The organism is Corallococcus sp. CA047B (assembly GCF_003612065.1).
In the GTDB taxonomy this organism is placed as follows: Bacteria; Myxococcota; Myxococcia; order Myxococcales; family Myxococcaceae; genus Corallococcus; species Corallococcus praedator.
Genome location: NZ_RAWD01000287.1, coordinates 1 through 12,096 on the forward strand (window position 1 = coordinate 1; position 12,096 = coordinate 12,096).

The following is a 12,096-nucleotide window of genomic DNA, read 5'->3' on the forward strand; positions in this document are numbered from 1 at the left end:
ACCCCGAGCCCCGCCTTCCGGGCCGTCCCTCGCAGCAGCAGCAACAGGGCCAGCACGCACACGCCCAGCGCCGCTCCCAGCGCGGCCCTCGCGAACGCGCCGTAGATGGACAGCAGGATCCCCAGCACCACCGCCCCAGCCACCACCCGCTGCCGCGTCACCCGCGAGCGCCCGAGCACCGCCAGCGCCGGCCCCAGCACCGCGATGGCCCCGTGCGCGAACCGCAGCCGGTGGAAGAAGAAGCCTCCCGCCGCGAACCGGGGGGATTCCTCCGTGCCGAAGTTCTCATGCAGGCGCGACAGGTTGAGCTTCAGGAACGCGGGCGGCTCCCACGGCCAGCGCACCCGGTGCTGGAAGAAGCCCAGCCCCGCCGCCAGCAACCACCCTCCCGCGATGAGGCCGCCCAGCAGCAGCCACGGCACCCCCAGCGTCCCGATGCAGGCCACCGCCGCCGCCGCCACCGTGTCCAGCGCCTGCCCGTACCTCGCGCCCCGGGGCCACTTCGCCGCAGCCCCCGTCACGAGCGCCAGCGCCGGAGACAGCAGTTGCCACCCGCACAGCGCGACGCTCGCCACCACGAACGCCCGCACGTCCTTCTCCAGCCGCAGCCGCTTCGTCACCGCCAGCGCCAGAGCCAGCGCCGTGGCCAGGATGGCGCCCGCCTGGAGCACCGCCTCCGCCAGCACCAGCCCCACCGCGTAGAGCCCCAGCACCGCGGTGACCGCGGTCCTCCAGCGCCCACCTTCGACCGTCCGAGAGTCCGTGCTCATTCGTGCGCCCCGGCATCGCGAGGCGGCCGGACCCTACCTCACCCACCGCCGAGCTTCCCCTCCTCCCGGACAGGCCCTGGAATCCGGGGCGCGGGCCTCATGAATCGCGCCGGCGCGCTTGACCCTGGCGACGCGGACGGGCACCCGTTACTCAGGACCCTTTTGCCCGGGTCCGAACCTCCCGCCATGCGCACCACCCACCGACCGTTCACCACCCTCGCCCTGGCGCTGTGCCTCTTCATGGCCGCGCTGGAGATGACCGTCGTCTCCACCGCCATGCCCACGGTGGTCAGCGACCTGGGCGGCATCCAGAGCTACGCGTGGGTCTTCACCGCGTACATGCTGTCGTCCACCATCACCGTGCCCATCTACGGGAAGCTCGCGGACCTCTACGGCCGCAAGCCCGTGCTGCTCTTCGGCACCGGTCTGTTCCTGGTGGGCTCCATCGCCAGCGGCCTGTCCACGTCGATGGACATGCTCATCGCGTTCCGGGTCCTCCAGGGACTGGGCGCCGGGGCCATGCAGCCCATCGCGCTCACCATCATCGGGGACATCTACACGCTGGAGCAGCGCGCGAAGGTGCAGGGGGCGTTCAGCGCCGTGTGGGGCATCGCCGGACTCGCGGGGCCGCTCACCGGGGGCCTCATCGTGAAGTACCTCACCTGGCACTGGGTCTTCTTCATCAACATCCCCATCGGCGTGGTCGTCATGGGGCTGCTCGTCCTCTTCTTCCAGGAGGAGCTGAAGCGAAAGGCGGCCGCCCGGCTCGACTACGCGGGCGCGGCGCTCCTGTCCGCGGGCGTCGTGGCCCTGTTGTTCGGCGTGCAGGGAACCGGCCGCACGCTGCTCGCCCTGCCCGCCGCCGTCGTGCTCCTGGGCGCGTTCGTGTTCGTGGAGTTGCGCGCCGCCGAGCCCGTCATCCCGATGACCATCTTCAAGATCCCCGCCATCGCCATCTCCTCCACGGCGGGCGCGCTGTTCTCCGCCGCCATGTTCGGCGCCACCACCTACGTCCCGCTGTACGTGCAGGGCGTGCTGGGCGGCTCGGCCACCATGGCGGGCGGGATGATCACCCCGATGATCGTCGGCTGGCCGCTGGCGAGCCTCGTCGCCGGCAAGCTGATGCTTCGCACCGGCTTCCGGCCGCTCATCATCGGGGGACTGGGTCTGTCCGTGGTCGGCACGGGGCTGATGGCGCTGCTGCTCAAGCCGGGGGCGTCGCTGCTGGTGCCTGAGATTGCCATGGGGCTGTTCGGCATCGGCCTGGGCTTCACGTCCACCGCGCTGCTCATCGCGGTCCAGACGAGCGTCGGCTGGGAGCTGCGCGGCGTGGCCACCGCCAGCAACATGTTCTTCCGCACCATCGGTGGGGCGCTGGGCGTGGGGTTGATGGGCGGCGTGCTGGTGACACATCTGATGAAGGATCCCCGGGTGCCGGTGAGCGCGGCCAACGAGCTGCTCGGGCCCGAGCACGGACGCGGCCTGCCTCCCGCCATCCTGGAGACGCTCAGCGGAGCGCTGGGCACGGGCCTCTCCATCAACTTCTGGATCATGTGCGCGGCGGCCGTCGCCGCGTTCTCCGCCGGACTGTTCTTCCCGAAGGTGAAGCGCGTCACCACACCGGTGAACATGTCCGACGTCACCGCGACCCACTGAGGCCCCGGACCCCGACGTCACGTCACGCGACTGTCATTGCTCCGCCAGTCCTCGCGTTCAGAAGGCCGCCCCGCACGGAGTGCCACGCCATGCGCATTTCAAGATAGGGAAAGGCCGGAGTCTGGTACCCTGCGGGGCGCGGAGAGCCTTGTTCCGCGGGGGATGACACCGATGCCGGGTCCGCTGAGTGAAGCCGAACTGGAGAAGATCGACGCCTACTGGCGCGCGGCGAACTACCTCTCCATCGGGCAGATCTACCTGAAGGACAACCCGCTCCTGGAGCGTCCCCTCGCGGTGGAGGACATCAAGCCCCGGCTGCTCGGACACTTCGGCACCACGCCCGGCCTCAACTTCATCTATGTGCACCTGAACCGCATCATCCGGCGGCACCGGGCCAACATGATGTATCTGATTGGCCCCGGCCACGGCGCGCCCGGCATCATCGCCAACACGTACCTCGAAGGCTCCTACACGGAGCTGTATCCCAACATCGAGCGCAACCGCGACGGCATGAAGCGCCTGTTCCGCCAGTTCTCCTGGCCCTACGGCGTCCCCAGCCACGACTCGCCCGAGGTCCCCGGCTCCATCAGCGAGGGCGGAGAGCTGGGCTATTCCCTGCTCCACGCCTACGGCGCTGTCTTCGACAACCCGGACCTCATCGTCCCCTGCGTCGTCGGGGACGGCGAGGCGGAGACGGGCGCGCTCGCCGCGAGCTGGCATTCCAACAAGTTCATCAATCCCATCACCGACGGCGCGGTGCTGCCCATCCTGCACCTCAACGGGTACAAGATCGCCAACCCCACGGTGCTGGCGCGCATCGACGCGGACGAGCTGGAGGCCCTCTTCCGGGGCTACGGCTACCAGCCCTTCTTCCTGGAGGGCGACGACCCGAAGACGATGCACCAGGAGATGGCGGCGGTCCTCGACCTGCTCCACGCCGAAATCCTGCGCATCCAGCGTCACGCGCGGGAGAACAACGACCCCACCCGCCCCCGCTGGCCCATGCTCGTGCTGCGCACCCCCAAGGGGTGGACCGGACCGCGTGAAGTGGACGGCAAGCCGGTGGAAGGCACCTGGCGCTCCCACCAGGTCCCGCTGGAGGAGGTGCGCACCAACCCCGAGCACCTGAAGATCCTCGAAGCGTGGCTCCACAGCTACCGGCCCCGCGAACTCTTCGACGCCAACGGCACCTTCCGCGAGGAGCTGGCGGACATCGCGCCCAAGGGCCGGCTGCGCATGGGCGTCAACGTCCACGCCAACGGTGGGCAACTGCTCGTCCCGCTCGTGCTGCCGGGCTTCCGCGACTACGCCATCGACCCGGGCACGCCCGGCTCCAAGGAGGTCAGCGCCACGCGTGTCCTGGGCGGCTACCTGCGGGACGTGATGCGCAACAACCTGGACGCCCGCAACTTCCGCATGTTCGCGCCGGACGAGAACGCCTCCAACCGGCTCCAGGATGTCTACAAGGTCAGCGGCAAGGCCTGGGACGCGAAGCAGGAGCCCACGGACGAGAACCTCTCCGCCGACGGACGCGTGATGGAGGTGCTGAGCGAACACCTCTGCCAGGGGTGGCTGGAGGGCTACCTGCTCACCGGACGCCACGGCCTCTTCAGTTGCTACGAGGCGTTCATCCACATCATCGATTCGATGTTCAACCAGCACGCCAAGTGGATCAAATCCGCGAAGGAGCTGCCCTGGCGCAAGCCCATCGCGTCGCTGAACTACCTGCTCAGCTCGCACGTGTGGCGACAGGACCACAACGGGTTCTCCCACCAGGACCCGGGCTTCATCGACCACGTGGCCAACAAGAAGGCGGACACGGTGCGCATCTACCTGCCACCGGACGCGAACACGCTGCTGTCCGTGACGGACCACTGCCTGCGCTCGAAGAACTACGTGAACCTCATCATCGCGGGCAAGCAACTGGCGCCCGTGTGGATGGACATGGAGAGCGCCGTGCGCCACTGCTCGGCGGGCATCGGCACGTGGGAGTGGGCCGGCAACGACGACGGTGACCCCGACGTGGTGATGGCCTGCGCGGGCGACGTGCCCACCCTGGAGACGATGGCGGCGGTGACGCTGCTGCGCGTGTGGGCGCCGGAGCTGAAGGTGCGCGTCGTCAACGTGGTGGATGTCTTCACGCTCGCGCCGGTGAGCAGCCACCCGCACGGCCTGAACGAGGAGGACTTCAACCGCCTGTTCACCACGAACAAGCCCGTCATCTTCGCGTTCCACGGCTACCCGACGCTGGTGCACAAGCTCACGTACAACCGGACCAACCACGCCAACATCCACGTGCACGGCTACAAGGAGGAGGGCACGACGACCACACCCTTCGACATGACCGTGCTCAACGACATGGATCGCTTCACGCTGGCGCTGGCCGCCATCCGGCACTCGCCCGCCGCGCTCCACCGGCTGGACGACGCGGAGCAGCGCTTCTCCGAGGTGCGCCAGCAGCACAAGCTCTACGTGTCGGAACACGGCGAGGACATGCCCGAGGTCCGCGACTGGAAGTGGACCGCGCGATGAGTGACTCCGGCGCGGTGCTGGTCATCAACAGTGGCTCGTCGTCGCTGAAGTTCGGGCTCTACGTCGAGCACTCGGGCCAGGAGACCGTGCGGTTCAAGGGCAGCGCGAGCCACATCGGCGCGGAGCAGGGCCGGCTCGTCCTGAAGGATGGACGGGGCCAGCAGGTGCGCGCCGTGGACGTGCGGCATCCGTCGCAGGAGGACGCGTTTCGCGAGGCCGTGCGACACCTGGAGGAGGTGGGCGCGGAGAAGCCGCTCGCCATCGGGCACCGGGTGGTGCACGGCGGTCCCAGGCTGCGCAAGCATCAGGTGCTGACGCCGGAGGTGTTGAAGACGCTGGAGGACGCCACGCACTTCGCGCCGCTGCACATCCCTCCGGCGCTCGCGCTCATCCGGGCCGCGCAGGCGCGCTACCCCGGCGTGCCGCAGTTCGCCTGCTTCGACACGGCCTTCCACGCCACCCTGCCCCCGGTCGCGTCGACGCTGCCCCTGCCCCGGGCCGTTCGCGACCAGGGCGTGCAGCGGTATGGGTTCCATGGCCTGTCGTATGAGTCCATCGTCGCGCGGCTGGCCCCCGTGCTCCCCGCGCGCACGGTGGTGGCCCACCTGGGCAATGGCGCGAGCCTCGTGGCGCTTGAACAGGGACGCTCCGTCGATACGTCGATGGGCTTCACGCCCACGGGTGGCATTCCCATGGGCACCCGCACGGGCGACCTGGATCCGGGCGTGCTCGTGTACCTGCTGCGGACGGGCGGGCTGGACGCGGAGGGGCTTGAGGCGATGGTGAACCACGAGGCCGGGCTCCGGGGACTGTCGGAGGGGACCAGCGACATGCAGGCCCTCACGCGCGACGCGGCGGCCGGGGACGCGGCGGCGGCGCTCGCGGTGGACGTCTTCGCCCGGAGCATCGCCAAGACGGTGGGGGCCTACGCGGCGGTGCTTGGCGGACTGGACCTGCTCGTGTTCACGGGGGGCATCGGGGAGAACAGCGCGCCCGTGCGTCAGCGAGTCTGCGCGACGCTGGGACACCTGGGCATCACGCTCGATGCGCGTCGCAATGACGAGGGCTCGGAGGTCATCTCCACCCAGACGTCCGCGTGTCCGGTCCGGGTGATTCCCAGCGATGAGGAGGGGCAGCTCGCCCGGCACACGCGCCGGCTCCTGCGCGGCTGAGTTCCACCAGGATGCGCCCTGCTACCTCGCCGCCTTCCTCCTCCTCGGCAGGTGCAGCAAGCCCTCTCGGCGCAGCCACAGCGCGCCCGCGGCAATCGTCAACAGCGTCGTCGGCATCCAGGCCGCCACGGCGGGCTCCAGCCGTTCGGTGAGCACGAGCGTGCGCGACACCACCATCAGGCCCCACATGGCCACCGCGATGAGCAGGCCCTCCACCACGGCCGCCGTCAGGTGTCCCCGCCGGTTCGTGCGCAGCGCGAGCCCCACCGCAAGCAAAGCCGCGGGCAGTCCCGCCAGCGCGTACGCGAAGCGGTTGTGCCACGCGAGCTGGAAGCCCCGCGTCGCCAGCCCCACCTCCGCGCGCGCGGCGATCTGCTCCCGCAGTTCCCCCAGGCGCATCTGCTCCGGCCGGCCCGGACGGATGCGGAACGTCGTCGCCCCCACGCCCAGCTCGTACTCGGCGCTCGGCTGCTGCTGCACCGTCGTGCGCCCGTCGTCGGTGAAGGTGCGCTCCACCACGTCCGTCAGCTCCCAGCGGTTGCCCTCCAGCGAGCGCATCCGCCCCGCGTCCACGCGCCGCCGCAGCTTGAACTCCGGCGTCAGCGTGAAGATGGAGACGTTCTCGAAGCCCTCCTGCGCGTCGCCGCCCCGCAGGAAGAAGATGTTGTCGCCCCGCCGGAACCACTGCTTCGGCGTGTAGTAGAGGCGCCAGTCGCCCCACCGGTTGAAGCGCTGCGTGGTGATTTCATCCACGCGCCGGCCCGCCCTCGCTGCCACCGTCTCATCGAAGAGCACCAGGCCCAGGCACGCCACCAGCGCGCACAGGCCAATCGGCAGGTAGAGCGCCGCGGGGCCGAAGGTGAGCGCCCGGAGCGCCGTCACCTCGCCCTTCTTGCGCAGCGCCGACACCGTGGTGCCCGCCGCCAGCAGCAGCGCCGCCGGCCCCAACTGCTGCACCGTCACCAGCGCCTTGTAGCCGTAGAGCTTGAGCACGTCCCACACCCAGCCCTCGCCCCCATAGGCCTTCGCGCGGTCCACGAAGTCCACCACCAGGAACACCGCCACCACACCCGCCAGGATGCCCAGCGTGTAGCGCACGTACGCGCGCACCACGTAGCCGAACAGCATGCCCCTCATCGCACCGTTCCCGAGCGCGTCACCCGGTACAGCGCCACCGCGCCCACCACCATGAACAGCACGTTGGCGAGCTGCCCCGCGACGAGCACCGGAAGCTGGCCCTTCTGGCCCATCTGCTCGAACGCGCGGCTGAGCAGGTAGTAGAGGACGTAGCCGCCCAGCGTCAGCAGGTATCCCCAGGCGCGGCCCGCCTGCTTGCGGCCGATGGCCAGCGGCGTGGCCAGCAGCGCGAACGCCACCGGCGCCACCGCGTTGCCCAGCCGGCTGTGCAGCGCCATCAGGAACGGACGGGGGTCGTCCTTGCGCTCCTCCGCGTCCTTCGCCGCCGCCAGCAGCTCCACCGGCGTCAGCTCCTCCTTGGGCGAACGGAACCGGTTGCGCCGCGACAGCGAACCGCCGAGCCCCACGTTGATCTGCGCCTTCTCGAAGGAGACGACGCTTGCGTCCACCGAGGAGCGGTTGGCGCGGTGCACCTCGCCCTCCTGCAATTCGATGGTCAGCGCCTCGCCGCGCTCCGACGTGCCCACCCGGCCCCGGTGCGCCAGCACCAGCAACGGCGAACTCGGGTCGCGGTCGTCATGCAACAGCACGTTCGTCCACCCGCCCCCGTTGGGCGCCACCTTCTGCGCGTACAGCGTGAGGTCGCTCAGGTCCTCGTAGAAGACGCCGGACTTCACGTCGCCCGCGACGTTCTTCTGGATGACCTCGCCCACCAGCTCCTTCACGCCCGTGAGCCCCCAGGGCTCCACCGTGGACGTGAGCAGCACCATGAACGCGCTCAGCGCGAGCCCCACGCCCAGCGGCGCCGCGAGCAACTGGAGCGGGCTGATGCCCAGGGCCTGCAGCGACGTCAGCTCCCGGTCCTCCCCCAGCCGTCCCAGGCCCAGCAGGATGGCCAGCAGGAACGCGATGGGCAGCGCCATCACCAGGAAGTGCGGCGCCAGGTACGCGATGAGCCGGCCCAGGTCGCTCAGCGTCACCGCCGAGCCCAGCAGCACGTCCGTGCCCCGCAGGAACTGCATGACGAACAGCAGCAGGAACATGAACGCCACCCACACACCCAGGGGGACGAGCAGCTCCTTGAGCAGGTAGCGCGCCAGCAGCTTCACGGCCGCGTCCGAAGCCCTCGCGCGCCAATGTCCCGGCGGAAGTGCTTGCCTTCGAAGCGCACCAGTTCCGCCGACGCCAGGGCCCGCTCGCGCGCCTTCGCCAGGTCCTCGCCGCGCGCGCACACCGTCAGCACGCGCCCGCCCGCCGTCACCAGCGCGCCGTCCTGCTTCGCCACGCCCGCCAGGAACACCGGCGCGTTGAACGGCACCGCCTCCAGGCCCTCGATGCGCTGGCCCTTCTTCGGCGTCTCCGGATAGCCCTCCGCCGCCAGCACCACGCCCACCGAAGAGCCCTGGTTCTGCGCCAGCGTCCGGGGCTCCAGCGTGCCCCTCGCGCAGGCGTCCAGCAGCGGCAGCAGGTCCTCATCCAACTGCATCATCAGGACCTGCGTCTCCGGGTCCCCGAAGCGCGCGTTGAACTCCAGCACCTTCGGGCCCGTGGCCGTGAGCATCAGCCCCGCGTACAGCACCCCTCGCAGCGGCGTGCCCCGCTTGCGCAGGACGGCCAGCGTGGGCGCGATGACCTGCTCCCCCACCTGGGCCAGCTGTTCGGCGGTGAGGAACGGCGCCGGGCAGTACGCGCCCATGCCGCCGGTGTTCGGGCCCGTGTCGCCCTCGCCCACGCGCTTGTGGTCCTGCGACAGCGGCAGGAGCACGTAGCGCTCGCCGTCGCACAGGGCCATCAGCGAGACCTCCTCGCCCTCCAGCAGCTCCTCCAGCACCATCTGCTGGCCGGCCTGGCCCATCGCCGCCACCGCGCGCACCGCCTCGCGCGCGGCCTGCGCATCCGGCGCGACGATGACGCCCTTGCCAGCCGCCAGCCCGTCCGCCTTCACCACGATGCGGCCCTGCTGGACGGCGTACGCCTCCGCCTGGGCCGCGTCGGTGAAGACCTTGAAGGCCGCGGTGGGCACGCCCGCCTCCGCCATGACCTCCTTGGCGAAGGCCTTGGAGCCCTCGATGCGCGCGGCCGCGGCCACGGGGCCGAAGCACGGGATGTCCACCTGCGCCAGTGCGTCCGCGACGCCCGCGACCAGCGGCGCCTCCGGGCCCACCACCACCAGGTCCACGCCCTCGCGGCGCGCCAGCGAGACGACGGCCTCCGGCGAGTCCGCCTGCAGGGCCACGTTGGTGCCGCACTTCGCCGTGCCGGGATTGCCCGGACCACACAAGAGCCGCGAGAGGCGGGGACTCTGGGCCAGCTTCCACGCGAGCGCGTGCTCGCGGCCGCCCGACCCCAGCAACAGGACCTTCACGTCAACCTCGCTCGTCCAGCTTGAACAGCAGCTTCTTGGCCGGGAAGTAGGCGGGATCCAGTCCCACCACCTTCAGCAGCATCGCGCGCGCCACGTCCGGCTGAGCCGCCACTTCCAGCGCCGCCAGGTGGGTCTGCGCCGAAAGCATCGTCGGGGAGACTTCCAACACGGAGCGCACCGTGCGCTTCGCCAGCTCCACGTCCCCCACCGCCTGCGCGAGCCCCAGCGACAGGCGCGCGATGGGCAGGCTGCGCTCCAGGGCCACCGCCTTCTCCGCCAGCGGGAGCGCCTGCGCGGACTTCGCGTCCAGCGCGATGAGGGCCCGGTACGCCAGCGCGCCGCCGTTGTTCACGCCCGTCTCCACCACCGCGCGGAACTGGCGATCCGCACCCTGCAGGTCGCCCTGGTAGTAGCGCACGAGCCCCTCGTAGAGCACTGGCTGCACGTCGTCCGGGCGCGTGCTCAGCGCCTGCACCACGCCCTCCACCCCGACCAGCGTGTCGTTGGGCCGCAGCCAGAAGCGCGTCAGCGCGGGGCGGGGCGCAAGCCGCATCGGGTCCCACTTGCGCGCCTCCAGCACGCCGAAGAACAGGCGGAAGGACTCCTCGCGCTGCTTCGCGCTGGCCACCGCCACGCCCGCGAGCAGCTGCGAGTCCAGACGGCGATCATCCAGCGTCCCCGCCTTGAGGAAGTGCTCCTGCGCTGAAGCCGGATTCTGCTCCAGCAGCAGCACCCGGCCCTCCAGCACCTGCTCCAGCGCGGAGTCCTCCAGCCGGCCCTGGAAGCCCTTCAGGTGTTCACGGGCCTTCGCGGCGTCCTTGCGCGCGAGCGCCACCAGGAACAACTGCAGGTGGGCCTCCGGAAGGTCCTTCACCAGCTTCAGGGCCTCGTCCGCGGCCTTCACCGCGCCGGCGGCGTTGCCCGCGGTGCGCTCCGCGGCGGCCAGGTGTCCCCAGATTTCGGACGCATCCCGAGCCCCATAGCGGGACACGTTCTTCGCCAGGGCCCGCAGCTCACGCACCGCGAGGGCCACATCGCCTTCCGCCTGGTAGCGCAGCACGGCCAGCGCGAGCGACGCACGCACGTCCCCCGCGTTCGCCTTCACGCGGTCCTCGTACAGCTTGCGCGCGCGCCCCGTCTCCCCGACCTCCACGTAGATGCGGGCGGACGCCTCCAGGCTGTCCCAGTCCTGCGGATCCAACTCCAGCCGGCGGCCCAGCATCTTGAGCGCCAGCCCGTACTGTCCGGCCTGCTCGTGGGCGAGCGCGCTGTAGTAGTCCACGCGCTTGAGGCCCGGCGCCAGCTGGCGGGCTTCGTCGAACTCCTTGTTGGCCAGCTCGCGCGAGGTGGCCACCTGGGCACGGCCCAGCACCAGGTGCGCCTCCGCCTTGTGCGCGTCGGGCGCCGTGGGCTGCGCCAGCACCGCCTTCGCCAACGTGGTCGCCTCCTCCAGGTTGCCCGCCACGCGAGCGCGGGCCAGCAGCAGGTTCGCGTGCGCGACGAGCAGCGCGGGCGTCTTGCCGGCCATGTCCTCGGCGGCCTGGATGAGGGCGCGCGCTTCCTGGAAGGAGGTGTCGTCCATGCCCGGACCGCGTCCGAGCGCCAGCGCCTGCACGTAGCCGACGATGGCGTCGGTGCTGCGCGGGTCCAGGAGCAGCGCCTGCTGGAAGGACTCCTCGGCCTCCGCGTACGCGACGCGCTGGTCCTTCGCGAGCTGCTGTTGACCCGCCGCGAGGTGCTCCGCGCTGGTGCCGATCAGCTCCAGGAACTGGAGCTTCCAGCTGCTCACCGCGGCCAGCACCACCTGGGGCACGGCGGCGGGAGCAGCCGGAAGGGCGGCACGGGCGGCCTCTTCCTGATGGGGCTTGTAGAGCAGGAAGTATCCCGCCGCCCCACCGCCCCCGAGCAGCACCACCACGAGCAGGCCCACGACGACGGGACGGAACCCGCCTCCGGAGCCCGCGCGCTGCGCGGTCCGGACCGGCGCGGCCGTAATGTGCGAGGTCCGCGCGGGCTTCACCGAGCTGATGCGCGCATCCGGCGACAGCGCCGTGGCGCCCGCGACGCGCAGGTCCTCCCCCGACGCCTGGGAGCCTCCCGCGAGGTCCAGGTCTCCGCCCGACGACGCGGCCGAGGCGTCCAGGTTGCTGAGCATCGGCAGTTCCAGGTCGCCGCCCCTGGAGGATGCTGCCGACTCCTGGGGCGCCACCACCACCGAGGCCTCGGACGCGCCCACCGGATCCTTCTGCCGGCAGTCGTCACAGACGCCCAGGGCCTGGTCGAACGGGTCCGCCAGCGCCTTGCCGCACGAGCGGCAGTTCGCGTGCGTCACCGCCGCAGCCGGCGCGGGGGCGGCGGCCGGCGCGGGGGCGCGAACGGACATGCGGCCCAGCGCCACGCCACCGGAGGCAGCCGCGGGCGGAGGCACCGGGGAAGCCCCATCCCTCCCGAGGTCGCTCGGGGG

At 71.0% G+C, this 12,096-nt stretch carries 7 protein-coding genes and 1 pseudogene; 3 read left to right on the forward strand and 5 right to left on the reverse strand.

Annotated elements, in window-relative coordinates:
• Positions 1-770 (reverse strand): annotated as a pseudogene (locus D7X74_RS32385) (O-antigen ligase domain-containing protein); the annotation flags it as partial.
• A 186-nt stretch (positions 771-956) separates the two neighbouring features.
• Between D7X74_RS32385 and D7X74_RS32390 the strand changes: the two are divergent.
• From D7X74_RS32390 to D7X74_RS32400, 3 genes are all read left to right on the forward strand, one after another.
• Positions 957-2,426, forward strand: coding sequence for an MDR family MFS transporter (locus D7X74_RS32390; RefSeq protein ID WP_120536875.1), 1,470 nt, complete (start codon positions 957-959; stop codon positions 2,424-2,426).
• A gap of 171 nt (positions 2,427-2,597) precedes the next feature.
• Complete coding sequence (locus D7X74_RS32395) at positions 2,598-4,958, forward strand: phosphoketolase (protein WP_120536876.1); 2,361 nt, start codon at positions 2,598-2,600, stop codon at positions 4,956-4,958.
• Positions 4,955-6,130, forward strand: coding sequence for an acetate/propionate family kinase (locus tag D7X74_RS32400; RefSeq protein WP_120536877.1), 1,176 nt, complete (start codon positions 4,955-4,957; stop codon positions 6,128-6,130). The genes D7X74_RS32395 and D7X74_RS32400 overlap by 4 nt, the downstream gene beginning before the upstream one ends.
• A 21-nt stretch (positions 6,131-6,151) precedes the next feature.
• On the opposite strand, the gene D7X74_RS32405 is transcribed toward D7X74_RS32400, so the two are convergent.
• From D7X74_RS32405 to D7X74_RS43210, 4 genes are all read right to left on the reverse strand, one after another.
• Positions 6,152-7,267 (reverse strand): LptF/LptG family permease, encoded by a 1,116-nt coding sequence (locus tag D7X74_RS32405; protein ID WP_120536878.1) that lies wholly within the window; start codon positions 7,265-7,267, stop codon positions 6,152-6,154.
• Positions 7,264-8,376: an LptF/LptG family permease gene (locus tag D7X74_RS32410; protein WP_120536879.1), complete on the reverse strand. Its 1,113-nt coding sequence runs from the start codon at positions 8,374-8,376 to the stop codon at positions 7,264-7,266. The genes D7X74_RS32405 and D7X74_RS32410 overlap by 4 nt, the downstream gene beginning before the upstream one ends.
• The gene (gene purD / locus D7X74_RS32415) at positions 8,373-9,632 is read right to left on the reverse strand and encodes a phosphoribosylamine--glycine ligase (RefSeq protein WP_120536880.1); all 1,260 of its coding nucleotides are present in this window, start codon (positions 9,630-9,632) and stop codon (positions 8,373-8,375) included. Before purD ends, D7X74_RS32410 begins: the two co-directional genes overlap by 4 nt.
• Position 9,633: 1 nt before the next feature.
• Positions 9,634-12,096 (reverse strand): gliding motility protein (locus D7X74_RS43210; RefSeq protein ID WP_233602352.1); only part of this gene is annotated, 2,463 nt, incomplete at its 5' end.

Bases quoted from the DNA above. Each gene is read 5' to 3' on its own strand.
- D7X74_RS32395 (WP_120536876.1), top strand. From the start codon at position 2,598: ATGCCGGGTCCGCTGAGTGAAGCCGAACTGGAGAAGATCGACGCCTAC.
- D7X74_RS32400 (WP_120536877.1), top strand. From the start codon at position 4,955: ATGAGTGACTCCGGCGCGGTGCTGGTCATCAACAGTGGCTCGTCGTCG.
- D7X74_RS32405 (WP_120536878.1), bottom strand. From the start codon at position 7,267: ATGAGGGGCATGCTGTTCGGCTACGTGGTGCGCGCGTACGTGCGCTAC.
- D7X74_RS32390 (WP_120536875.1), top strand. From the start codon at position 957: ATGCGCACCACCCACCGACCGTTCACCACCCTCGCCCTGGCGCTGTGC.